We start from the raw sequence: 22898 nt of genomic DNA on the forward strand, positions 1-22898 counted from the left end.
CCAATGGACTTCATCGGACTGATCCTCTGGCCCATCAAGTGGGCCATCGAGTTGATCCTCGTCGCGTTCCACACCATGTGGGACTTCTTCGGCCTCGACCCCAACGCGGGCGTCACCTGGGTGCTCTCCATCGTGGGCCTCGTCCTCGTGGTGCGTGCCGCGCTCATCCCGATCTTCGTGCGCCAGATCAAGAACCAGCGCCGCATGCTCGAGGTCGCGCCGCAGCTCAAGAAGATCCAGGACAAGTACAAGGGCAAGAAGGACCAGTTCTCTCGCGAGGCGATGTCGCGCGAGACGATGGAGCTCTACAAGAAGACCGGTACCAACCCGCTCTCCTCGTGCCTCCCGCTGCTGCTCCAGATGCCGATCTTCTTCGGCCTCTTCTCGGTGCTCAACGACGCCCAGCACGACAAGCCCGGTGTCGGCCCCATGACGCAGGAGCTCGCGAACTCGTTCGCGAACTCTGAGTTCCTCGGCGCCCCGCTCAAGTCGACCTTCATCGGCGAGTGGAACCTCATGATCGCCGGCCAGCCGTTCAGCGCATCGACGCTCATCATCGCGCTGACGATGATCGTGCTGATGACGGCGTCGCAGTTCATCACGCAGCTGCAGATCGTCTCGAAGAACATGTCGCCCGAGACCAAGGCGAGCCCGATGTTCCGTCAGCAGCGCATCCTGCTGTACCTGCTCCCGCTGGTCTTCGCGGTGTCGGGTGTCGCCTTCCCGCTCGGCGTGATGTTCTACTGGCTCACGTCGAACTTCTGGACCATGGGACAGCAGTTCCTCGTCATCCGGAACATGCCGACGCCTGGGTCCGAGGCGGCCCGCGCCCGCGAGGCTCGCCTGGCGAAGAAGGGCAAGCTCGTCGTGGAGGAGAAGCACGAGAACGACGTCGCGGAGCCGAAGAAGCCGACGACCACGCAGCGTCAGCAGCCCATCAGCAAGGCCCGCGCGAAGAAGCAGGGCGGGAAGTAGACCATGACGAACGTGCAACACGAGGCCGAGAACCGCTCGATCGCCCAGCTCGAGGAGGAAGGCGACATCGCCGCGGACTACATCGAGGAGCTCCTCGACATCTGCGACCTCGACGGTGACATCGACATCGACGCTCGGAACGGCCGCGCCTACGTCTCCGTGAATGCCGGCGAGACCGCGAACCTTCGCCTGCTCTCGAAGCCCGAGACGGTGAGCGCGCTGCAGGAGCTGACGCGCCTCGCGGTGCAGACGAAGACCGGCGCATTCTCACGCCTCATCCTCGACATCGGTGGCTCCCGTGACGCGCGTCGCGATGAGCTCGCCGGTCTCGTGTCCCGCGCAGTCGAGCGCATCGAGGGCGGTGCCGCCGAGGCAGCCCTCCCCCCGATGTCGTCGTACGAGCGCAAGCTCGTGCACGACCTCGTGAGTGAGCGCGGCTTCTACTCGGAATCTCGCGGCGAGGGCGCCGACCGGCACACGGTCATCACACGTAGTGCCTGATTCCGACGACGACGTTTCACGTGAAACGATGATCGACGGTCTCGAGTCGGAGCCTGCGGCCGCGGCCGAACTGTTCGGTGAGCACCTCGCCAAGGGGCGCCAGTTCACCGAGGCACTTGCCCGCCATGGCGAGGAACTCGGGCTCATCGGGCCACTGGAACTTCCCCGCCTCTGGACGCGCCACGTGCTGAATAGCGCCCTCGTTGCGCCCCTGCTGCGTCCGGGTCGAGTCGGCGATGTCGGATCGGGCGCCGGCCTCCCGGGGCTGGTGCTCGGGATCATGCGCCCCGACGTCTCCTTCGTCCTCATCGAGCCGATGGAGCGACGCGTCGCGTGGCTCGAGAGCCAGGCGGCTGAGTTGGAGCTCTCCAACGTCGAGGTCGTTCGAGCCCGCGCCGAAGAGGCGAAGCTCAAGGGCGTACTCGATCAGGTGACCGCTCGAGCCGTGAGCGCGCTGCGGACGCTCATTCCGATCACCGCTCCCCTGCTCCGCCCGGGTGGAGAACTCGTCCTGATGAAGGGCGCCGGCGTCGATGGCGAGGTCGGCGCCGCGGAGAAGGCGATCCGCAAGTACAAGGTGCACGATCCCGAGGTGCTCATTCTCGGCGAGGGCGTCGTGAGCGAGGTCACGCGGGTGTTCCGGGCGACGGTGGGCTGAGTCCATTCGGGTCGGTCCTTGTGGTGTGCCGCTCGTTGGACGCGCTTGTGTGCCGCTCGTTGGATGCGCTTGCTCGCTAGGAGCTTCCTCGGCGTCTGCGTCTGCGTCTGGAAGGACTTATCGCGGACCGTGCGTTGCGGGCGGACTGCTGAGGATCGGCGACCCCGGGTTCAACGGCGGGATTCCGCCAGCCGACTCGTGCGCAGTGCGTCGATTTCCGGGCCACGTTTCACGTGAAACATGCCGTCCGGACTGGGGCAGTCATTCCACCAACGAGCTGAGCGCACCGTGTTGAAGGCGCCCATGATGAGACCGCTCCACGGATGCAGTGGGTTCGGGTCGTCGGGATGTGTGTGCTTTTCCGAGGCGTTGTGGTTTGCCGCACTCCCCTGGCTCTTCGGTTGAACCGAGCTGCGATTCCTCTCCATCGCTCCAGGCAGCGGCCGGCGAGCGGACAGGGATCTCGCATCCCCGACCCTTCCATTCCGCGCCCCCGCCCACCCCTTCGACCGATCGGCGCGAACGCGCCGGGCCGTACACAGACAAGGGTGAGGCTGCACTTGGAACTCGTGACCAACGATGTTCCCGCTCGTTGGTCGCCTGGGGCGAGGGCGTCCGCCGAATTCCGCGATGAGCCGACTCTTCCCCTTTGTTAGCGACGACGGCGCTAAAGTCAGCCTCGAGATCAACCCACATTCAGTGCCGACTAAGAGCACCGGTCGGATCGCCGTCGTCGATTCGAGCCTCCGGAGAACGCGCACGGTTGCTCGGTAGAGAGCGTCGCTGTTGCTCGGTCAGACACCGGAAATGTTGCCTCGACGCGGACCGACTCCTTCCTCCGGCAGCGACCGACGATGCTCCGGCGCGCGGACCGCCATGGAGCCCTGACGTGGACCAACGCTGGTCTTCCGACGTGGACCAACGCTGGTGTTCCGACGTGGACCAACGCTGGTGTTCCGACGTGGGCCGACGCTGGTGTTCCGACGTGGACCGCCACCTGCACTGCGTCGGCATGGACGAACACGGTGATCCGACGGCCGACACGGTGCACCGGCATGCACCAACACATGGTGGGTCGGCGTGGACAGGCGCGGTGCTTCGCAATGGAAGGCAGAGGCCGAAGTTCGCTGCGCCGGTGGTTTTCGCGTGCGATCAGGATCCCGTCGCGGCCGGAGCGACCGCGGGTGTACTCACCCCCTGGTCCTGGTCCTGGTCCTGGTCCTGGTCTTGGTCCTGGTCCTGGCCCTGGTGCGGCGGCTCGACGCGTGGCTCGGACACTTCCTCTCGATCGAGTCCATCGAAGCCGTCATCGTCGATTCGCTGCGAGTGACGATCGACCCCGTCCGTGATGTGGGTCGCAACTTCGGATTGAGACGAGGAGCACCCCAGGGCGTGCAGTCACATGTGCGGCATGGTCCGCTGAGGAAGGAGTATCGCCATCGGACGCCGTTCGTCAGATCACACCGACCATCGTTTCATTATCCAAAGCTCTTGCTTCCCCTGACCACCACGACCGCAAAAGATCAAGTCGGAAGCCGGACCGTTGCCGACTGGCAAGCCAGCCAGCGGCCCGGACAACCACGCCCCGCCTCTCCCAACTGGACGTTTCACGTGAAACATCGACCGTCGTCAGGCGACGGGGCGGCTTCGGAGCGAACGCTTCACTCGCCGCAAACGGTCGTGAAGGTTTCACGTGAAACGGCAAACCTTAAGACTCAACGTTCGCCCCGATTCCGCATTGTCGGCGAGGGATACGGCAACGGCGACGTGGCCGGACTGTGTTGACTACTTGACGCGATGCACTTCGAAGGCATAGATCGAGCGCCATCGAGACCCCGTCGGCCATCGCTGGCTTGTCGCCCGACCTCCGCGCCAACCCGAGTGATACAGACAGTCGGTCCGTCAACGCGACCACGCCGACCCCAAGTCACACGCTTGAGTCTCCCGAGCGCCGAACCCGCCCGGTGCGCCCCAGGCCAGGCTCTTCGCGTCATGTGGAAGTCGCGGAACTCCGCCACGACGTGTCCTCAACAGGGGATAGATTCCACGCATCCGTCGGACACTCGAATCCGACCATGGCGTCGGCGCGCGAGGCGGTTAGGCTGGATTCTTGAGCCGATCGCACGACGACCGGCCACCGCGGAACGACGGGGAGCAGCGCGTATGGCACAGGGTGGAGGTCGCGGATGGTTCCACCGAAAGCGACCGCAGCCCGAGCCTGAGGCCGACAACGGCACAACGCACGCCAGTACGCTCCGGCCCGCGACCCCCGACTCCAGCCGCGTCCCTGGCGGAGCGTCGGGCGAGGCGTCGAACCTCGGTTCGTCGTGGAATCCAGGCACGCTTCCGACCCAGGCATCCGTTGCGGTGTCCAACGACAACGCGCAGTGGAGCCCCGAAGCGCGCAATGCCACACAGGTCCGACCCGAGGCCTCGCCGGTTCCGACAACAACCCCATCGCCCGGGGTTGCTCCCGCCGCGACCGTGGGATCAAACCCCACGCCCGACCAGCGGCCAGCAACTCAGGAGTGGGCTCCTTCGCAACCCGCGGCGTCGACGCCTGCAGGATCCGCAGCTGTGATTTCTGACGCGTCGGCACGGGAGACACCACGGACTGCGTCGGCGACCGGGAGTGGGAGTCTTCCCAACCCCGACGGCCACTCCTCCCCTACTTCTTCCACGCCTCCGATGACGTCGGCAGCGAGTTCGTTCTCCGCGCCCGCCGCAGAGCCAGCACCCACCCCGCCATCTCCATCCCCGACGACGAGCATCGACTGGGACGTCGCGACGGCCGCGGCGCTCACGGACGAAGAGGGCGCGACCGAGACCGCGCTGCCGCACTCGCTGCCGAAGACCTCACCCGATCGACTCCTCGAGGACCTCATCCGGGAGATCGTCGGCGACGCCGCGGCTGACACGGTCTCGTCGCTCCAGACGCCGCGCACGGACGCGAGCGCGTCGCCCACTCCGTCGAGCGCCGAGCCGCCGTCGCGGGAGACGAGCGAGCCCGCGATCCGTGTGGAAGAACCTGTCAAGACCGCGTCCCCGCCCGTCTCACCGGAGCGTGACGGGGACAGCACCGCCATCGCGGGCGCTTCGATCGAGCACGACCTGGAACCGGGATACTCCGTTCCCGAGTTCGCCACCGAAACGAATTCGATGACTCAGGGTGATGCCCAGCAGTGGAGCTCTGCGGTCCCCGAATCGGCAGCACACACCTCGTTCATCCCAGACATCCCGCCCACGCCGCCCACCGACGAGACACCTGGCGAGGCTCTGACGATCGAACTAGCGCCGGCCTCGCCACCGACGACATCGTCGACGGTCGTGCCCGGTACGCTTGATCCTCGGGAATCGCCCGACGAACCGCCGCTGGATCGGATCCAGACGGACCCGCCGAGCCTTCCCACGATCGACATTCCGGCGTCCGTTTCACGTGAAACCACCGCGCAGGAGCTCGCGACCGCCGTTTCACGTGAAACGTCCACTCAGTACGGAGGAACTCCCCTGGCCGATCAACTCGCCGACGAGACGCGACGGCGCCAGGCGCTCGAGGGAGAGATCCTCCCGCTCCCGGCGCGCACGCGCATCATGACGATCTCGAACCAGAAGGGTGGCGTCGGCAAGACGACGACGGCCGTCAACCTCGCCGCCGCGCTGGCGCGCACGGGCGCGCACGTCCTCGTCATCGACCTCGACCCTCAGGGCAACGCGTCCACCGCTCTCGGCGTCGATCACCGTTCGGAGCAGCAGAGCGTCTACGAGGTACTCGTCGCCGACCTGTCTCTCTCCGAGGTGGTGCAACCGTCGACCGAGCACGAGCGCCTCGACTGCGTTCCCGCGACCATTCACCTTGCCGGCGCGGAGATCGAACTGGTGTCGCTGGTCGCGCGCGAACAACGCCTCCGTCGTGCGCTCGACGCTCACCTCGCGGCGATGGATCGTCCGTACGACTACGTGTTCATCGACTGCCCGCCGTCGCTCGGCCTGCTCACGATCAACGCCTTCGTCGCGGCGCGCGAAGTGCTCATCCCCATCCAGTGCGAGTACTACGCGCTCGAGGGCCTCTCCCAACTACTCAGCAACATCGAGCTGATCGAGAAGCACCTCAACCCCGACCTCCGACTGTCGACGATCCTCCTCACGATGTACGATTCGCGCACGAACCTCGCGCAGCAGGTCGCGCAAGAAGTGCGGGATCATTTCCCGACGCAGACGCTCGGGACGATCATCCCCCGCTCCGTCCGGGTCTCGGAGGCTCCCAGCTATGGGCAGAGCGTGATCAGCTACGACTTCGCCTCGACCGGATCGCTCTCCTATCGCGAAGCTGCGGCGGAGATCGCACGACGGGGTCTCGCGACCCAGAACACCCAGTAAGGACACCCCAGATGGCCACGAAGCGCACCGGCCTCGGCCGTGGAATCGGCGCCCTGATCCCCACCGCCGACGACGCCAACCGGGCGACTCGTCCGGTCGATGTCTTCTTCCCCGACGTCGACTCGACGCCCGCCACGGCGATCGCCGCCGTCGAGCAGGCCGCCGCGACCGAGGGCCTGTTGACGGTACCCGGTGCGCGGCTGGCGCGGTTGAGCCCCGACGACATCGTCCCCAACGCTCAGCAGCCGCGCACGGTCTTCGACGCCGAGGACCTCGAGGAGCTCGTCCACAGCGTTCGCGAGTTCGGAGTGCTGCAGCCGATCGTCGTCCGCCCCCACCCCGGTGAGCCCGGCAAGTACGAGTTGGTCATGGGCGAGCGTCGACTGCGCGCGACGAAGGCCGCTGGCCTCGACACCATACCGGCGGTCGTGAAGGACACCGCCAACGAGGACATGCTTCGCGATGCGCTCCTCGAGAACCTGCACCGCTCGCAGCTCAACCCGCTCGAGGAGGCGTCCGCCTACCAGCAACTCCTCGCCGACTTCGGGATCACCCAGGAGGAGCTCGCGTCCCGCATCGGCCGATCGCGTCCGCAGATCTCGAACACGCTCCGCCTGCTCAAGCTGCCCGAGGCGGTCCAGCTCCGGGTCGCGGCCGGTGTGCTGAGCGCGGGCCACGCCCGGGCGATCCTCGCCGTGAGCGACGACCCCGAGGAGATGCAGCGGTTCGCCGACAAGATCGTGAACGAGGAACTGTCGGTCCGCGCCGCCGAAGCACTCGCGGCAAGCAGCCCGAAGCCGTCACGCGCGAAGCCGGCGGCCGGCAAGCGACAGGACTTCCTCGACGATCTGGCCACGCGCCTCGGCGACCGGCTGAACACCCGCGTGAAGATCGCAATCGGCGCGCGGAAAGGCCAGATCAGCATTGATTTCGCGACGGTTCAGGATCTCCGCCGCATTCTCAGCGACCTCGGCGAGGAACTCGAAGGCGTGTGAACCTGCGGCGCCCGGAGAATCGCTCCTGGTGAACTGAACCACCCTGTTTCGAGGAGCTCCCGACCGACCCGGCAGAGGCGTCGACGACGAGGGTCACTCGCTCGACGCCGACGCCGCGGTCAGACGGCGGCGCGAGCCGCAGCGGCCTGGACCAGGCCGCTGTAGATCGTCGCGGCATCCGTGCCCGAGGCCTCGATCGCGAGCGGCACGAGCGACGTCTCGGTGAGGCCCGGGATCACGTTCGCCTCGAGGAACCACGGCGTGCCCTCCGCGTCGACGATGAAGTCGACGCGCGAGAGGTCGCGCAGCCCGAGCGTGCGATGCGCGTGCACCGCGGCATCCGCCACCGAACTGCTGACCGCATCGCTGAGCCGCGACGGCGCGTAGAACGTGGTCTCCCCCGCGTTGTACCGGGCCTGGAATCCGTAGACGCCGGTCCTCGGCTCGATCTCGACCGGGGTGAGGGCACGTGGTCCGTCGCCGGTGTCGACCACGGCGACCGCGATCTCGGTGCCGTGCACTCGGTGCTCGACCACGGCGACGTCGTCGTACGTGAACGCCTCGACCATCGCGCGCGGCAGCTCATTGGGCTCATCGACGATGGTCACGCCCTGGGCGGATCCACCCGATCCGGGCTTCACGACCAGATCGCCCTCGAGCGACTCGCGCACCACGCGCAGCACGCTCGAGGCGCCGAGTTCACGGAAGGCCTCGTTCGACAGCACGATCGAGCGCGGCACGGCCAGGCCCGCGTGCGAAGCGAGTGAGCTGGCGACCGGCTTCGACCACGCACGCCGAGCGGCGGCGCCGGTCGAGCCGACCGTCGGCACGCCGAGCGCGTTGAGGAGGTCGAGCAGTGACCCGTCTTCGCCGCTCGACCCGTGCAGCGCCGGGAACACCACGTCGGGTCGTTCCTTCGCGAGGAAGGGGAGGAGTCCCGCGTCGGGATCGAGCAGCACGACCCGATGGCCCGCCTCGGCGAGGGCATCGGCGACTCGACGACCCGAACGCAGCGACACATCGCGCTCATGCGAGATGCCGCCGGCCAGGACGACCACGTACAGACCACTGGAATCGCTCATGATCAGGGCTTTCTCCAAACTGTGATGCGTGGTCACTTGAGGTCGGACGGTGGGGCGGAGTCGTAGTCGGCGCTCGGCGGCAGCTGCAGCGGGCCGGTGCCGGCGAACGTGTCGAGCAGGTCGAGCTCGCCGTTCACGACCGTGGCGAGACGACGGATGCCGACCCGGATGGCGTCTGGCGTGGGATAGCAGAACGACAGGCGCATCGCGTGGCGTCCGCGTCCGTCGGCGAAGAACGCCGTGCCGGGCGTGTACGCGACGAGTTCCTTGACCGCGCGCGGCAGCATCTGCTTGGAGTCGAGCACGTCGGGCATGGTGACCCAGACGTAGAACCCGCCGTTGGGGTTCGTCCACCGCAGTTGCGGAAGGTACTCCCCCAGCGCCTCGATCATCGCGTCCTTGCGTTCGCGGTAGACGCCGCGGAACGTGTCGATCTGGGCGCGCCAGTCGGTGCTCGAGAGGTACTCCGAGACGACGAGCTGGCTGAACGAGCTCGGCGAGAGGATCGCGGACTCCGCGGCGAGGATGAGCTTCTCGCGGATGGCGTGCGGTGCGAGCGCCCAGCCGACCCGGAATCCGGGGGCGAGCGTCTTCGAGAAGGAGCCGAGGTAGATGACGTGCTCCTCGTCGAGCGAGCGCAGGGCGTTCGGCGCCGGCTCGTCGAAGTGGAGCAGGCCGTAGGGGTTGTCCTCGAGCACGAGGATCTCGTTCTCCCGACAGATCTCGAGGATCTCGGGCCGCCTCGAGGCGGCGAGGGTCACGCCGGCCGGGTTGTGGAAGTTCGGGATCGTGTACAGGAACTTGATGCGTCGTCCCTGGCCGCGAAGGTGCGCGATCGTCTGCCGCAGCGCCTCGGGTATGAGTCCGTCGTCGTCCATGGCGACGTGCACGACGCTCGCCTGGTACGACCGGAACACCCCGAGCGCGCCGACGTAGCTCGGCGATTCAGCGAGGATCACGTCGCCCGGATCGATGAAGAGCTTCGCCACGAGGTCGAGGGCCTGCTGCGATCCGGTGGCTGTCACGACGTTGTCGACCGAGCCGCGGATGCCCTCGAGGGCCATCACGTCGAGGATGTGCTCGCGCAACTGCGGGATGCCCTGCCCCGAGCCGTACTGCAGCGCGGTGGGACCCTGCGTGCGCATGACGCGCTCCATCGAGGAGACGATGAGTTCCTGCGGAAGCGCCGAGACGTACGGCATGCCACCCGCGAGCGACACCACCTCGGGGCGCGACGCGACGGCGAACAGGGCTCGGACCTCGGAGGCGGCGAGGCCGGAGGCTCGCTCGGCGTAGTTCGCGTACCAAGGGTCGAGGTTGTTGCCGGTCCGCTGGGGGACGTCAGAGGTCACGTCGCTTCCGTTTCTGCTCAGGATTTCCATGCTAGTCATCTGGTTCAGGCGGTCCGTTCGCGTGACGTCACGCCCGGGGCATCCGCTCGGCCGACCGCGACCGCGACCGTGACGCACCGGAGAGCGGCGAGCGGGCGGGTAGGCGAGTCGACCCCGCGGATACGCGAAAGACCCGCCCGGCGTCTGCCGGACGGGTCTCTGCGTGTGCGAGGCGGCCGACTACGAGATGTAGGCGGCGAGGTCGGCCTCGAGTGCGGGCTTCGGCTTGGCGCCGACGACGGTCTTGACGACCTCGCCCTTCTCGAAGACCTTGAACGCGGGGATCGCGGTGATCTGGTACTTCATCGCGAGGTTCGGGTTCTCGTCGACGTTGAGCTTGACGATGTCGAGCTTCTCGGCGTGCTCAGTCGCGATCTGGTCGAGGATCGGGCTGACCATGCGACACGGGCCGCACCACTCGGCCCAGAAGTCGACCAGGACGGCCTTCTCGTTGTTCAGGACCTCCTGCTCCCAGGTGGCCTCGTTCACGGTACGTGCAGTCATGTGTTTCTCCTTTGGTGAAGCGGATGTCTCGCTCGGCGTGATCGGCGGATCAGCGCGTGCGGGCGAAGTTCTCGACGGCCTCGGCCTCTTCGATGGCCTCGGCCTCGATCTCGGCGATCTCGGGCGACGGTGCTTCGGCCAGGGCGGCCAGGTAGTGCTCGGCGTCGAGTGCGGCGACCGTGCCCGTCCCGGCGGCCGTGACGGCCTGGCGGTAGAACGGGTCGATCACGTCGCCGGCGGCGAACACGCCGGGAACCGACGTGCGCGACGAGCGGCCCTCGACGTGGATGGTGCCCTCGCGCGTGAGCTCGAGTTTGCCGTGCACGAGGTGCGTGCGCGGGTCGTTGCCGATCGCGACGAACAGGCCGTCGAGGTCGAGCGCGCGGAGCTCACCGGTCACCGTGTCGCGCAGCGTCACGCCCGAGACCTGCTCGGTGCCGTGGATCTGCGTGACCTCGGCGTTCCAGATGAACTCGATCTTCTCGTTGTCGAAGGCACGCTGCTGCATGATCTTGGACGCCTTGAGCGAGTCGCGGCGGTGGATGACGTAGACCTTGTCGGCGAATCGCGTGAGGAAGGTGGCCTCCTCCATCGCCGAGTCGCCGCCGCCGACGACCGCGATGGTCTTTTGGCGGAAGAAGAAGCCGTCGCAGGTGGCGCACCATGAGAGGCCATGACCCGAGAGGATCTCCTCCTCGGGCAGGCCGAGCTTGCGGTAGGCCGAGCCGGTGGCGTAGATCAGCGCGGATGCCTCGTGCACCTCCCCGCTGCCGAGCTTCACGCGCTTGACGGGGCCGTCGAGCTCGAGCTCCACGACGTCGTCGTACACGACCTCGGTGCCGAACCGCTCGGCCTGCGCCTGGAACTTCGCCATCAGGTCGGGGCCCATGATGCCCTCGGGGAAGCCCGGGTAGTTCTCGACCTCGGTGGTGTTCATCAACTCGCCGCCGATCTCGACCGAGCTGGCGATGAGCAGGGGCTTGAGCTCCGCGCGTGCGGCGTAGATCGCGGCGGTGAATCCGGCCGGGCCCGAGCCGATGATGATGATGTCGCGCAACTTCACTCCTGTGGTGGCTGGTGTTTCGGCGCCCTCGACGTTCGCGATGGGCACGTCATGGTGAACACAGTCTAGGCGGCGCGTATTCCGCCGCCGACCGGGCGCTCGCGCGTCGGATGCCTCAGCGTCGGCGCACCCGCGCCACGAGCGGCTCCGCGAATCCACGCAGCTCGGGCGATCGCAGCGCCCAGAGCACCCCGAAGTAGAGCACGGCCATCACGGCGCCGATGATCGCCATCGAGAGGATCGCGCCGACCCTGTTGGTGACGGCGAATCCGCCCTCGGTGGTGCCGCCGAGGACCACGAGAAGCACGACGCCGGCGATCACGGGAAGCACCGCGGCCGCGAGGTCGCGCCCGAGGCTCACGGCGATGCGTCGTCCGTCGAGTCGGCCGAGCTGACGGCGAAGCAGGACGAGCGCGAGCACGAGCTGCGCGGTGCTCGCGAGCGTCGTCGACAGGGCGATGCCCACCGCGGTCCACTCGAGCGGCAGTGGGATGCAGGAGAGGGCGGCGACCGTGAAGACGATCACCTGGAAGAGCGTGAAGAAGAACGGCGTGCGGGTGTCGCCCAGGGCGTAGAACGTGCGTTGCACGACGAAGAGGATGCTGAATCCGACGAGGCCGATCGCGAACGCGATGATGACGTTGCCGAGTGCGGACGCCAGCGCGAGGCCGGGCTGGAACACCGCGCCGAACGGGTAGGCGACGACCATGAGCACGACGGCAGCGAGCACGAGGATGACGCTGACACCCCGGACGGCGCTGGAGAGGTCGTCGCGGACGCGGTCGAGGTTCCCGGCGTGCGCGTGCTCGCTCATGCGCGTGAAGTACGCGGTCGCGATCGAGACCGTGATGACCGAGTGCGGCAGCATGAACACGAGCCAGGCGTTGTCGATCGCCGCGACGGATGCCCCCGCACCCGATGCCTGCAGCACGACCTGGGTCTGCACGATGCCAGCGAACGTCGTGAGCAGCAGCATTCCGAACGTCCATCCGGCCATGCGCCCGGCGGCTCCGAGGCCGACGCCGCGCCAGCGGAAGTCGGGACGATATCGCAGGCCGATGCGACGCCAGAACCAGAACAGCACGACGGCCTGGACGACGATGCCGAGCGTTGCGGATCCGGCCAGGACCGCGACCATGCCGGGTGTCCAGTCGTCGATCGCGCGCGTGCCGTCGGGGTCGAACCCGAAGAGGATCCCGAAGATCACCAGGCCGATGAGCGCGACGACGTTGTTGAGCACCGGCACCCACGTGAACGGGCCGAAGCTCCGGCGGGCGTTCAGCACCTCGCCGAGCAGCGTGTAGAGCCCGTAGAAGAAGATCTGCGGCAGGCACCACCAGGCGAACGCGGCGGCGAGCGGGAGGATCTCGGAGTTCGAGCCCGCGTAGATCCAGGTGAGCACTGGGGCCAGCGCCGTCGCGAGGATCGTGGCGGCGCCGATGACCGTGAGCGCCAGCGTCAGGAGCTTGTTGATGTAGGCGCTGCCGCCGTCGGTGTGGGTGCTGGCACGCACGATCTGCGGCACGAGCACCGCCGAGAGTACGCCGCCCGCGACGATCACGTAGACGGTGTTGGGCAGGCCGTTGGCGACGGCGAACGCGTCGGCGGAGCTCGATCCGACGACGCCGATGGCCGCGGCCAGCACGATGGCCTTCACGAAGCCGAGGACGCGGGAGACGATCGTGCCGGAGGCGAGGAAGGCGCTCGCGCGGCCGATCCGGTCGGTGTCAGCCACGCTCGGGTCCTGTCGGATCTGCGGTTTCGGTCGCGGTGGTATCGGGAGCGTCCGCGGCCGCATCGCGATCATCAGCGGCATCCGCGTCGGTCGCGGCATCCGCGTCGGTCGCGGCATCCGCATCACCCGCGGCAGCACCCTCTGCGGCCGCAAGGCGCGCCCGACGGCGACGGCGGATGTTGCGCCAGAGGCCGATGCCGAAGACGAGCACGACGATCACGGCGAGGATGGCGGCGCCGAGGCCCTCCCAGTCGGCCTGCACGTTGGCCGGGATCGTCACGGTGGTGCCGATCGGCACCCCGGCGGTCGAGGTGAGCGACACGGCGAGCGACACCTCGCCGTTGCCGACGCCCGCGGCGACCGGCACGCGCACGGTGGAGCGGGACTGCGGCTCGACGGTGGCCTCGACCTGGTCCTCGACGATGAGCCGCCCGTTGGACGGCGCCACGTCGACGACGACCGTGACGGGATAGGGCAGCGTGTTCTCGATCGTGGTCGGGACGCCCGTCTCGGTGGACACGACGTTGATGGTGCTGCTCGGCACCACCGACACGGATCCGAGCGTGGCGCGCTGCTCGGCGAGCCAGTCGCCGACCTCGGACTCCCAGGCGTCGGTGTCGTCGAGCCAGGCGACGTCGAGGAGCGAGAGGAGCTGGCGACGAGTCGGGCCGGTGATGAGGCTCTCATCCGTCAGCACGGTCGCGAACTCGGCGAGGCGCGCCTCGGTCTCGACCATCCGGCCGATCGCGGAGAGGCGGCCCTCCGACTCGGGTTCGTCGACGAGCATGCGCGACTCGGGCGGTGCACCGATCGCGTCGGAGAGGCCCGCGAGCGACGACCATCCGGAGCCGGCGATCTCGTCGATGACCGCCGAGACGCGTGCGGACTGCGACGCGTCGCCACGATCGAACGTCGCGAGCACGGTCGTGCGCGCGGTGCCGGCGTCGAGCGCGAGCTCGGCGAGCAGGCGCCCGGTCGCCTCGCGCCACTCGGTGTCGGTCGAGGCGTCGGATGCCGCGCGCAGGGGCTCCGTGAGCTCGGCATCGGCGACGAGTGCGGTCGAGCCGTCGACGTTGGCCGACGACGACGCCGGCCCGTCGACCGGCTCGACGTTGCCGGGCGCGAGGATCGTGGTGGTGAGGCCCGCCGCATCGAGGTAGCCGAGGTTGCCCGCGGCCACGGTGTCGTCGGCGGGCCACGCGAGGTCCACGCGCGTGTACGGCCAGGCGAGCAGCTCGTCGGTGGTCGGCACCCCGCCGGGCGTCGGCTCGGGCTCGACGGGCTCGTCGGTCGCCGGAGTGCCGACCGCCGAGCTGTCGTTCTCATCGGCCGCCTCGGGCGTCGTGGCGAAGTTCGCGGGATCGAGCACGTCACCGAAGGAGGTCGGCGCGAGGAGGCCGGGCAAGTCGAGCTGGGCCTGAGCCGCGACGTCGGCGTCTGCATACGCGAGCGGGAATACTTCGTTCGGCACATTCGCGAGGCGCTGCAGCCAGGCGGTCGCGGAGGGCGGCGCACCCGTGCCGAGCACGCGGATCGACGCCACGATGCGCGGGTCGAGGCCGATCGCGACGCGGCGGCCCGCGAGGGCGTCGAGCTGTCGGGTGAGCAGCCCCGTCGGGGAGGTCCAGTTCGCCAGCTGGTCGGCGGGGATGAGCCCGAGCGGGACCGTGCCGGTGGGCGTCGTCAGCGGCGCTGCGAGTGCCACCGCCACCGAGCCCGAGGCCGGGACATCCGCGTTGGCATAGGCGGCGGTGCCCGCCGCCACGACCGTGTCGCCCACTCGGAGCTCGGCGCCCAGGCCGAGCACGGGCGAGCCGGCGAGCTCGCCGAACGCCTCGCCGGGGACCGTGAACGACACGAGCGTCGCACCGCCGGCGGCCAGGCCGCGCGATTCGGCCTCGCCCAGCGTCACCGCGTCGCCGGCGATGCCGGTGCTGTCCTGGGCGTCGGCGGCGAGCCACTCGTCGAGCTCGGTCTCGTCGTCGATGGCGCCGTCGGCGCGCACGAGACGCACGGTGCCGGGGGCGAGTGCCTCCCCGGTCGCGTTCTCGATCTCGACCGAGAGGGCGACGGGCTCGCCGGGCGAGATGGTCGTCGAGATCGTGGGCGAGACGCGCAGCCGCAGGCCCGCCGTCTCGTCGCCGACGGCCTGCGCCGGGGCGGACGTGGTCAGGCTCGTCTCGGTCGCCGGAGCCGGGTCGCCGAGGCCGAGCATCGCCTGGAGGCTCGACGCCGGGTCGACCCCCGCGTTGGCTGCGAGCGGGGCGGCGACGGCGCCGGTGAGGGCGGCGAGGGCGAGGCCCGCGAAGACGAGCCGGGAGCGTCGGGGGGTGCGGCGGGGGGTGGAGTCGGTGGAGTCGGCACGCTGAAGCGCGGGGTTCGACTCGGGCACCATGCAGGCGATTCTACGGGTTGGGGTCCGAGCGCCCGCTCGACGTCCACAGCGCCTCCAGACCCCCCGAAGGAGGCCCGCCGTAAGCGGGTCGCCGGCCGCGTCCCGCTTAACATAGGGGGCATGCAGAGTGTCGCGGCGGCCCTCGACCGACTGGGCGAGCTGGCCGCTTCGCCGACCGTCGCGAAGCTCGCCGAGGCGTTCTCGGCCGCGGGCCACGAGCTCGCGCTCGTCGGCGGCCCGGTGCGCGACGCGTTCCTCGGCCGCCCCACGAACGACCTCGACTTCACGACGGATGCCACGCCCGACCGCATCCTCGCGATCGTGAAGCCGATCGCCGAGGCGCACTGGGACATCGGCCGCGCGTTCGGCACCATCGGCGCGAAGATCGCCGGCGAGACCGTGGAGATCACCACCTATCGGGCCGACGCCTACGACGGGGCATCCCGCAAGCCCGAGGTGGTCTTCGGCTCGAGCCTCGAGGACGACCTCACGCGCCGCGACTTCACCGTGAACGCGCTCGCACTGCGACTCCCCCAGCTCGCGCTCGTCGATCCGTCGGGCGGCGTCGAGGACCTCCTCTCCCGTACGCTGCGCACCCCGGCCGCGCCCGAGCAGTCGTTCGGCGACGACCCGCTCCGGATGCTGCGGGCCGCCCGGTTCTCGGCCCAGCTCGGATTCGCGGTCGAGGCCGGCACGCGCGCAGCCATGGCCGAGCTCGCCCCCGAGATCGACCGGATCTCGGCCGAGCGGGTGCGCGATGAGCTGTCGAAGCTCCTCCTGACCTCGGCGCCTCGCGGCGGCATCCGCCTGCTCGTCGACTCCGGACTCGCCGAGCGTGTGCTGCCCGAGATCCCGGCCCTGCGCCTCGAGGTCGACGAGCACCACCACCACAAGGACGTGTACGAGCACTCGCTCACCGTGCTCGACCAGGCGATCGACTACGAGGTCTCGCGGGGCGTCCTCGACTCCCCCGACCTCGTGGTCCGGCTCGCGGCGCTGCTGCACGACATCGGCAAGCCGGCCACGCGGCGACTCGAGCCGGGCGGCGCGGTGTCCTTCCACCACCACGACCTCGTCGGCGCGAAGCTCGCCCGCAAGCGCCTGCGCGCACTGCGCTACGACAACGACACGATCGCGGCCGTCTCCCGGCTCATCGAGCTGCACCTGCGCTTCTTCGGCTACGCGGATGCCGCGTGGACCGACTCCGCCGTACGTCGCTACGTGCGCGACGCGGGCGACCAGCTCGAGCGCCTGCACATCCTGACGCGGGCCGACGTCACCACCCGCAACCGCCGCAAGGCCGATCGGCTGGGCTTCGCGTACGACGACCTCGAGGAGCGCATCGCCGTGCTCGCCGAGGAGGAGGAGCTCGCCGCCGTGCGCCCGGAGCTCGACGGGCAGCAGATCATGCAACTGCTCGACGTGAAGCCCGGTCCGGTGGTCGGCGAGGCGTACCGGTACCTCCTCGAGGTGCGGCTCGACGAGGGGCCCATCGGCGCGGATGCCGCGAAGGAGCGCCTGCTCGAGTGGTGGGCGGCGCGCGAGCGGGCGTGACCGCGTGCTGGGCGCCGAGGGCCGACGATCGACCACGAGGCATCCTCAGCGTCGAATGGCGCGGCGACGCGGCATCCGTTACCATTGACAGGTTGCCCGAGCGCCGCATTCGCGGCCTCCTCGGCGTGACGCATGTACACCCTCCTGTCACAGACCGTCTGTGACCGCCTGAGTCCGAAGGAGGTGGGTCTGTCATGCACCAGTACGAGCTGATGGTCATCCTCGATCCCGAGATCGACGAGCGCACCGTTGCTCCCAGCCTCGACAAGTTCCTCAACGTCATCCGCAACGATGGCGGCACGGTCGACAAGGTCGACATCTGGGGACGTCGTCGCCTGGCCTACGAGATCAAGAAGAAGAGCGAGGGCATCTACGCCGTCGTCGACTTCACCGCCGAGCCTGCGACCACCAAGGAGCTCGACCGCCAGCTGAACCTCAGCGAGGCCGTCATGCGCACCAAGGTGCTCCGTGCCGAGGAGGCCATCGCCCAGGTGGCCGCCGCTGCCAAGGCCCAGGAGGAGCGCGCCGCGAAGAAGGCCGCCGCCGCCGCGAAGGCCCCCGTCAAGAAGGACGCCTAGTCCCCATGGCCGGCGAGACCATCATCACCGTGGTGGGCAACCTCACTGCAGACCCCGAGCTGCGCTACACGCAGAACGGGCTGGCGGTTGCCAACTTCACCATCGCGTCCACGCCCCGCACGTTCGACCGTCAGGCGAACGAGTGGAAGGACGGTGAAGCGCTGTTCCTGCGCGCGAGCTGCTGGCGCGAGTTCGCCGAGCACGTCGCGGGTTCACTCACCAAGGGTTCCCGGGTCATCGCTTCCGGGCGTCTCAAGCAGCGTTCCTACGAGACCAAGGAAGGCGAGAAGCGCACCACCATCGAGCTGGAGGTCGACGAGATCGGCCCCTCGCTCCGGTACGCGACCGCCCAGGTCACCCGTGCGCAGTCCAACCGCGGCGTGGGCGGTGGCTCCTTCGGGGGCGGCCAGTCCGACGACGCATGGGCTCCGAGCGCGCCTGCCGCCCAGTCGGGCGCGGCCGCCGGCGGCGACGTCTGGAACACGCCGGGCACCAACTACGGCGACGAGACCCCCTTCTAACATTCACGCCGGTCCCACGACCGGCGAGCACTCATCAAAGGATCAACAATGGCTGGAAAGAGCAGCGGCGACCGCCGCAAGCCGAGCCGCGGGAAGGGCGCGAAGAACGCCGCCCCGGCGAAGTCCATCAAGGTCGGCGTCATCGACTACAAGGATGTCGCCACCCTGCGCAAGTTCATCTCGGAGCGCGGCAAGATCCGCGCCCGCCGTATCACCGGTGTCTCCGTGCAGGAGCAGCGCCTCATCGCCCGTGCCGTGAAGAACGCGCGCGAGATGGCGCTCCTGCCCTACTCGGGCTCCGGCCGCTAAGGAGCACGACAATGGCAAAGGTTATTCTCACGCACGAGGTCACCGGCCTCGGCGCCGCCGGCGACGTGGTCGAGGTCAAGAACGGCTACGCGCGCAACTACCTGGTCCCGCAGGGCTTCGCGACGCCGTGGACCCGCGGTGGCGAGAAGCAGGTCGAGCAGATCAAGGCCGCCCGCGCGGCTCGCGAGCTCCACTCGCTCGAGGACGCACAGGCCCTCAAGGCCAAGCTCGAGTCGACCAAGGTGAAGCTGGCCGTCAAGGCCGGCCTCGGTGGTCGCCTCTTCGGCTCGGTCAAGACGGCGGATGTCGCATCGGCCGTCGAGGCCGCCGGCCTCGGCGAGCTCGACAAGCGCAAGATCGAGATCCCGACCCCCATCAAGGCGGTCGGCGAGCACGAGGCGACCGTTCGCCTCCGCGACGAGGTCTCGGCCACGATCACCCTCCAGGTGGTCGCCGCGAAGTAGTTCGCGCGCACACGAGAACGGCGGTTCGGGCTCCGGCCCGGGCCGCCGTTCCGTCGTCTCGGCGGCGCGCTGCAGCGGGCGTGTTCCATCGGCCCAGCCGTCCCCCTCGCCGGCCGGGATCCCCCCGTTTCGATTGCACAGGTCTACACCGTGATCGACGCGCCCGCAAGTGGAGGTTGTGGACTTCCTGTGATGGTTGTGCACAGGTAAGCACGCGGCATCCGTGGAACCTCGAAGAAGTTTTCCCCCACAGGTGTGGAAACGCGAAGTGCCTGATCGTTCTGAAATTCAACCCGTGTAATTCCCCAGATTTCCACAGTTTTCCACAGGAGATGTGCACACCTTCCACGGCGTTTCGCGCAGTTTGTCCCCAGAGTTATCCACAGGCTGGCTTGTGCTGTGGACGAGGCTTCCATATCGTGAAGCAGCGTCCTTCGATCAGCGGGTGTCCCCCGGTCGGGCTGTCATGTCAGAGGCTCCGGCCACACTGAAGTGCGGGCGCCAGCACGCTGCCGGCGAAGGCCGAATCGGAGGTCATTGAGTTGTCGATCGCGCACATCGGACTCGCCGAACCGGTCGACGACGACGCCCGGCGCGGAGAGCGCACTCCGCCGCACGACCTGCTCGCCGAGCAGAGCGCGCTCGGCGGCATGATGCTCTCCAAAGACGCGGTCGCCGACGTGATCGAGACCGTGCGCGGCATCGACTTCTACGTGCCGAAGCACGAGGTCGTCTTCAACGCGATCCTGTCCCTTTATTCGCACGGCGAGCCCACCGACGTGATCGCCGTCACCGACGAACTGACGAAGACCGGCGAGCTGCAGCGCGCCGGCGGTGTCGAGTACCTTCACACGCTCACGAGCCTCGTGCCCACCGCGGCGAACGCCGGGTTCTACGCGTCGATCGTCGCCGAGCGCGCGCTGCTCCGCCGACTCGTCGAGGCCGGCACGCGCATCGTGCAGATGGGCTACGCGGGCGAGGGCGAGGTCACCGAGCTCGTGAACCATGCGCAGGCCGAGATCTACTCGGTCACGGGCTCGACCGAGAGCGAGGACTACGTCCCGCTCACCGAGGCGGTCACCGCGGCGATCGACGAGATCGAGGCGGCCAAGCACACCGACGGCAAGTTCACGGGCGTGCCGACCGGATTCGCCGACCTCGACGAGCTGACGAACGGCTTCCACCCCGGGCAGATGATCATCGTCGCCGCGCGGCCCGCGATGGGCAAGTCGACGCTCGCGCTCGACTTCGCACGCGCGGCGGCCATCGGCAACGACCTCCCGTCCATCTTCTTCTCGCTCGAGATGGGCAAGAGCGAGATCGCCATGCGCCTGCTCTCGGCCGAAGCATCCGTGCCGCTGCAGATGATGCGCAAGGGCACGGTCGACTCGCGCGACTGGACCACGATCGCCGCGACGCGCGGCCGCATCAACGACGCACCGCTCTACATCGACGACTCGCCCAACATGACGCTCGTCGAGATCCGCGCCAAGTGCCGGCGCCTCAAGCAGCGCGTCGGGCTGAAGATGGTCGTCATCGACTACCTGCAGCTCATGACGAGCGGCAAGCGCGTCGAGAGCCGCCAGCAGGAGGTCTCGGAGTTCTCGCGTGCACTGAAGCTGCTCGCGAAGGAGCTCCAGGTGCCGGTCATCGCGCTGTCGCAGCTCAACCGTGGCCCCGAGCAGCGTGCCGACAAGATGCCCGCCCTCTCCGACCTGCGCGAGTCGGGCTCGATCGAGCAGGACGCCGACATGGTGATCCTGCTGCACCGCGAGTCCGCCTACGAGCGCGACAGCCCCCGCGCGGGCGAGGCCGACCTCATCGTGGCCAAGCACCGCAACGGCCCCACGCGCACCATCACGGTCGCGTTCCACGGGCACTTCTCGCGGTTCACCGACATGGTGCAGGTGTAGGCGGAGGTCTCGCCGTGCTGATCTTCTCGATGAGCGTCTCGGTCGACGGCTACATCACCGACCGCCGGGGCGGGTTCGAATGGACGGCGCCCGACGACGAGCAGTTCCTCTTCCGCACCGAACAGGTGGGCGAGCTGGGCGTCTACCTGTGCGGCCGGCGGCTCTACGAGGACATGCTGCCCTGGGAGACCGACCCGTCGATGCGCAGCACCGACGCGCTGGCCGCCTTCGCCGACATCTGGTCCGCACTGCCCAAGGTCGTCTTCAGCCGCACCCTCGACCGGGTCGAGGGCAACGCCCGGCTCGCCGGGGGGTCGGTGGCCGAGGAGATCGCGGCGGCGCTCGTCGCCAGCGACAAGGACGTCTCGATCGGTGGCGCCGGCCTCGCCGCGGCGGCGTTCGAGCTCGACCTCGTCGACGAGCTTCGCCTCTTCCGCAATCCGATCATCGTCGGGGGCGGCACGCCGCTCCTGCCGCCGGTGGCCACCGAGCTCCCGCTCGACCTGGTCGAGACCCGCGCGTTCGGCTCGCGCACGATCTACGAGCGCTACCGGCGCGTTCGCGAGACCGAGTGAGGAACGTGATGATCGAAGCGGTCGTCTTCGACATGGACGGCGTGATCGTCGACAGCGAGGAGCGCTGGGAGGCCGTCCGCCGACAGCTCGTCCTCGACGCCGGCCGGCCCTACCCCGAGGAGGCGACGCGCCGGATGCAGGGCATGAGCGCTCCCGAGTGGGAGGCGTACCTGCACGATGAGCTCGGCGTCCCCGGCACGCCGACCGAGATCGGCCGCCGGGTCGTCGCGCAGATCGAGGCGTCGTACCGCGCCGACCTGCCCCTGATCGACGGTGTCGACGCCACCGTCCGGGCGCTCGCGGAGCGCTATCGGCTCGCGGTCGCCTCATCATCGAACCGTGAGCTGATCGAGCTCGCGCTCGACCTCGCCGGACTGGCCGACCTGTTCGGGGCGATCGTCTCGAGCGAGGAGGTCGATCGCGGCAAGCCCGCTCCCGACGTCTATCTCGAGGCGGCGTCGCGACTCGGCGTCGCGCCCGAGGCCTGCACCGCCGTGGAGGACTCCTCGAACGGGCTCCGCTCGGCGCACGCCGCGGGCATGCGGGTGGTCGCCGTGCCCAACCGGGCGTACCCGCCCGCCGCCGACGCGCTCGCCCTCGCCGACGTCGTGCTCGACTCCATCCGCGACCTCAAGCCCGAGGTCGTGGCGGCCGCGTGAGTCGCTACGCCGTCCACTCGAGCACGAGGTCGATGAACTCCTGAGGCCGCTCCACCGACGGCAGGTGCGCGACGTCGGGCCAGTCGATGCGCCGTGCCCCCGGGATACCCGTGACCACTCGAGCGGCGGCGTCGTGGGTCGTATCGAGATCGTGACCGCCGACCAGCACCAGCGTGCGCACTGCGACCTCCGACAGCCGCTCGAGCGCGGGTGGTTCGAAAGGAGGCGCCGACGAGGTGGCACTTCGGGATGCCAAGGTGGTCGAGCGCCTCGAGCACGTCGTCGACGTGCGACAGCTCGCCGTCGGGCTGGGCCGTCGAGTCCCCGAACCCGCGCAGGTCGAGCCGCACGGCCGGTTGCGACGCGGTGAGCGCCGGCCACTGGGCGTCCCACATCCGGCGGTCGGCGATGCCGGCGTGGATCAGCACGACGGGGAGGCCGGGTCCCGAGGCCACGTCATAGGCGATCCCAGTCGGGGTGAAGCCGGTCGAGTGCACGCTCCTCCTCCTCGGAGACGGGGCGCGGCTCCGCGGTCCGACGCCCGGCGAACTCGTGAGTCTACGCGACGCGACGCCCGACGCTCTCGAGGCCGCTCTGCGCGCCGCCGCGAGCCCCGGCCGGTACGAGCGCACCCGCCCGTACCATCGGC

20 protein-coding genes and 1 pseudogene are annotated in these 22898 nt (G+C 68.9%); 13 read left to right on the plus strand and 8 right to left on the minus strand.

Annotation, left to right across the window (positions count from 1 at the left end; translation table 11 throughout):
* The first annotated feature begins 3 nt into the window (after nucleotides 1-3).
* The 5 genes from yidC to ACFVN5_RS01885 all read left to right on the plus strand — a co-directional run bounded on the left by yidC (nucleotide 4) and on the right by ACFVN5_RS01885 (nucleotide 7506).
* Nucleotides 4-975: a membrane protein insertase YidC gene (yidC, locus tag ACFVN5_RS01865; RefSeq protein WP_376952934.1), complete on the plus strand. Its 972-nt coding sequence runs from the start codon at nucleotides 4-6 to the stop codon at nucleotides 973-975.
* Between the two features lie 3 nt (nucleotides 976-978).
* Nucleotides 979-1476 (plus strand): protein jag, encoded by a 498-nt coding sequence (locus ACFVN5_RS01870; protein WP_376952935.1) that lies wholly within the window; start codon nucleotides 979-981, stop codon nucleotides 1474-1476.
* A 28-nt stretch (nucleotides 1477-1504) separates the two neighbouring features.
* A complete protein-coding gene (gene rsmG / locus ACFVN5_RS01875) occupies nucleotides 1505-2134 on the plus strand; it encodes a 16S rRNA (guanine(527)-N(7))-methyltransferase RsmG (protein ID WP_376952936.1) in 630 nt (209 codons plus the stop codon).
* A gap of 3507 nt (nucleotides 2135-5641) precedes the next feature.
* Nucleotides 5642-6511 (plus strand): ParA family protein, encoded by an 870-nt coding sequence (locus tag ACFVN5_RS01880; RefSeq protein WP_376954288.1) that lies wholly within the window; start codon nucleotides 5642-5644, stop codon nucleotides 6509-6511.
* An 11-nt stretch (nucleotides 6512-6522) separates the two neighbouring features.
* On the plus strand, nucleotides 6523-7506 hold the full coding sequence (locus ACFVN5_RS01885) for a ParB/RepB/Spo0J family partition protein (RefSeq protein ID WP_376952937.1): 984 nt from the start codon (nucleotides 6523-6525) through the stop codon (nucleotides 7504-7506).
* Between the two features lie 119 nt (nucleotides 7507-7625).
* On the opposite strand, the gene ACFVN5_RS01890 is transcribed toward ACFVN5_RS01885, so the two are convergent.
* The 6 genes from ACFVN5_RS01890 to ACFVN5_RS01915 all read right to left on the minus strand — a co-directional run bounded on the left by ACFVN5_RS01890 (nucleotide 7626) and on the right by ACFVN5_RS01915 (nucleotide 15676).
* Nucleotides 7626-8588, minus strand: coding sequence for a D-alanine--D-alanine ligase (locus tag ACFVN5_RS01890; protein WP_376952938.1), 963 nt, complete (start codon nucleotides 8586-8588; stop codon nucleotides 7626-7628).
* Between the two features lie 32 nt (nucleotides 8589-8620).
* Entirely contained in the window at nucleotides 8621-9970 is a 1350-nt protein-coding gene (locus tag ACFVN5_RS01895; RefSeq protein ID WP_376954290.1) for a PLP-dependent aminotransferase family protein, read from the minus strand.
* 189 nt (nucleotides 9971-10159) lie between these two features.
* On the minus strand, nucleotides 10160-10483 hold the full coding sequence (gene trxA, locus ACFVN5_RS01900; RefSeq protein ID WP_376952939.1) for a thioredoxin: 324 nt from the start codon (nucleotides 10481-10483) through the stop codon (nucleotides 10160-10162).
* A 49-nt stretch (nucleotides 10484-10532) separates the two neighbouring features.
* Entirely contained in the window at nucleotides 10533-11540 is a 1008-nt protein-coding gene (trxB, locus tag ACFVN5_RS01905) for a thioredoxin-disulfide reductase (RefSeq protein WP_376954292.1), read from the minus strand.
* 121 nt (nucleotides 11541-11661) lie between these two features.
* Entirely contained in the window at nucleotides 11662-13281 is a 1620-nt protein-coding gene (gene murJ / locus ACFVN5_RS01910) for a murein biosynthesis integral membrane protein MurJ (RefSeq protein WP_376952940.1), read from the minus strand.
* The gene (locus ACFVN5_RS01915) at nucleotides 13274-15676 is read right to left on the minus strand and encodes a DUF6049 family protein (protein WP_376952941.1); all 2403 of its coding nucleotides are present in this window, start codon (nucleotides 15674-15676) and stop codon (nucleotides 13274-13276) included. Before ACFVN5_RS01915 ends, murJ begins: the two co-directional genes overlap by 8 nt.
* A 120-nt stretch (nucleotides 15677-15796) precedes the next feature.
* Here ACFVN5_RS01915 and ACFVN5_RS01920 point away from each other — a divergent pair, with 120 nt between their 5' ends.
* The 8 genes from ACFVN5_RS01920 to ACFVN5_RS01955 all read left to right on the plus strand — a co-directional run bounded on the left by ACFVN5_RS01920 (nucleotide 15797) and on the right by ACFVN5_RS01955 (nucleotide 22249).
* Nucleotides 15797-17230 carry a CCA tRNA nucleotidyltransferase gene (locus ACFVN5_RS01920; RefSeq protein WP_376952942.1) on the plus strand — a complete coding sequence of 478 codons (1434 nt, stop codon included), beginning with the start codon at nucleotides 15797-15799 and terminating at the stop codon, nucleotides 17228-17230.
* 194 nt (nucleotides 17231-17424) lie between these two features.
* Nucleotides 17425-17808, plus strand: coding sequence for a 30S ribosomal protein S6 (rpsF, locus tag ACFVN5_RS01925; RefSeq protein WP_376952943.1), 384 nt, complete (start codon nucleotides 17425-17427; stop codon nucleotides 17806-17808).
* A gap of 5 nt (nucleotides 17809-17813) precedes the next feature.
* The gene (locus ACFVN5_RS01930; protein ID WP_148733042.1) at nucleotides 17814-18329 is read left to right on the plus strand and encodes a single-stranded DNA-binding protein; all 516 of its coding nucleotides are present in this window, start codon (nucleotides 17814-17816) and stop codon (nucleotides 18327-18329) included.
* A 48-nt stretch (nucleotides 18330-18377) separates the two neighbouring features.
* Nucleotides 18378-18638: a 30S ribosomal protein S18 gene (gene rpsR, locus ACFVN5_RS01935; protein ID WP_056727560.1), complete on the plus strand. Its 261-nt coding sequence runs from the start codon at nucleotides 18378-18380 to the stop codon at nucleotides 18636-18638.
* Between the two features lie 11 nt (nucleotides 18639-18649).
* The gene (gene rplI / locus ACFVN5_RS01940; RefSeq protein WP_148733043.1) at nucleotides 18650-19102 is read left to right on the plus strand and encodes a 50S ribosomal protein L9; all 453 of its coding nucleotides are present in this window, start codon (nucleotides 18650-18652) and stop codon (nucleotides 19100-19102) included.
* Nucleotides 19103-19644: 542 nt separating this feature from the next.
* The gene (gene dnaB / locus ACFVN5_RS01945; RefSeq protein ID WP_376952944.1) at nucleotides 19645-21015 is read left to right on the plus strand and encodes a replicative DNA helicase; all 1371 of its coding nucleotides are present in this window, start codon (nucleotides 19645-19647) and stop codon (nucleotides 21013-21015) included.
* Nucleotides 21016-21029: 14 nt separating this feature from the next.
* Nucleotides 21030-21590: a dihydrofolate reductase family protein gene (locus ACFVN5_RS01950; protein ID WP_376952945.1), complete on the plus strand. Its 561-nt coding sequence runs from the start codon at nucleotides 21030-21032 to the stop codon at nucleotides 21588-21590.
* An 8-nt stretch (nucleotides 21591-21598) separates the two neighbouring features.
* Complete coding sequence (locus ACFVN5_RS01955; protein WP_376952946.1) at nucleotides 21599-22249, plus strand: HAD family hydrolase; 651 nt, start codon at nucleotides 21599-21601, stop codon at nucleotides 22247-22249.
* 4 nt (nucleotides 22250-22253) lie between these two features.
* Here ACFVN5_RS01955 and ACFVN5_RS01960 read toward each other — a convergent pair whose 3' ends face one another.
* Both ACFVN5_RS01960 and ACFVN5_RS01965 read right to left on the minus strand, forming a co-directional pair.
* A complete protein-coding gene (locus ACFVN5_RS01960) occupies nucleotides 22254-22430 on the minus strand; it encodes an alpha/beta fold hydrolase (RefSeq protein WP_376952947.1) in 177 nt (58 codons plus the stop codon).
* 49 nt (nucleotides 22431-22479) lie between these two features.
* A pseudogene (locus ACFVN5_RS01965) lies at nucleotides 22480-22881 on the minus strand (alpha/beta fold hydrolase); the annotation flags it as partial.
* Between the last annotated feature and the right edge of the window lie 17 nt (nucleotides 22882-22898).

It is taken from the genome of Agromyces sp. NPDC057865 (assembly GCF_042796995.1).
Taxonomy (GTDB): Bacteria; Actinomycetota; Actinomycetes; order Actinomycetales; family Microbacteriaceae; genus Agromyces.

Excerpts from the sequence above, each read along its gene's own strand:
- yidC (WP_376952934.1), top strand. The coding sequence starts at position 4 with ATGGACTTCATCGGACTGATCCTCTGGCCCATCAAGTGGGCCATCGAG.
- ACFVN5_RS01870 (WP_376952935.1), top strand. The coding sequence starts at position 979 with ATGACGAACGTGCAACACGAGGCCGAGAACCGCTCGATCGCCCAGCTC.
- rsmG (WP_376952936.1), top strand. The coding sequence starts at position 1,505 with ATGATCGACGGTCTCGAGTCGGAGCCTGCGGCCGCGGCCGAACTGTTC.
- ACFVN5_RS01885 (WP_376952937.1), top strand. The coding sequence starts at position 6,523 with ATGGCCACGAAGCGCACCGGCCTCGGCCGTGGAATCGGCGCCCTGATC.
- ACFVN5_RS01890 (WP_376952938.1), bottom strand. The coding sequence starts at position 8,588 with ATGAGCGATTCCAGTGGTCTGTACGTGGTCGTCCTGGCCGGCGGCATC.
- ACFVN5_RS01895 (WP_376954290.1), bottom strand. The coding sequence starts at position 9,970 with ATGGAAATCCTGAGCAGAAACGGAAGCGACGTGACCTCTGACGTCCCC.
- trxA (WP_376952939.1), bottom strand. The coding sequence starts at position 10,483 with ATGACTGCACGTACCGTGAACGAGGCCACCTGGGAGCAGGAGGTCCTG.
- ACFVN5_RS01915 (WP_376952941.1), bottom strand. The coding sequence starts at position 15,676 with ATGGTGCCCGAGTCGAACCCCGCGCTTCAGCGTGCCGACTCCACCGAC.
- ACFVN5_RS01920 (WP_376952942.1), top strand. The coding sequence starts at position 15,797 with ATGCAGAGTGTCGCGGCGGCCCTCGACCGACTGGGCGAGCTGGCCGCT.
- rpsF (WP_376952943.1), top strand. The coding sequence starts at position 17,425 with ATGCACCAGTACGAGCTGATGGTCATCCTCGATCCCGAGATCGACGAG.
- ACFVN5_RS01930 (WP_148733042.1), top strand. The coding sequence starts at position 17,814 with ATGGCCGGCGAGACCATCATCACCGTGGTGGGCAACCTCACTGCAGAC.
- rpsR (WP_056727560.1), top strand. The coding sequence starts at position 18,378 with ATGGCTGGAAAGAGCAGCGGCGACCGCCGCAAGCCGAGCCGCGGGAAG.
- rplI (WP_148733043.1), top strand. The coding sequence starts at position 18,650 with ATGGCAAAGGTTATTCTCACGCACGAGGTCACCGGCCTCGGCGCCGCC.
- ACFVN5_RS01955 (WP_376952946.1), top strand. The coding sequence starts at position 21,599 with ATGATCGAAGCGGTCGTCTTCGACATGGACGGCGTGATCGTCGACAGC.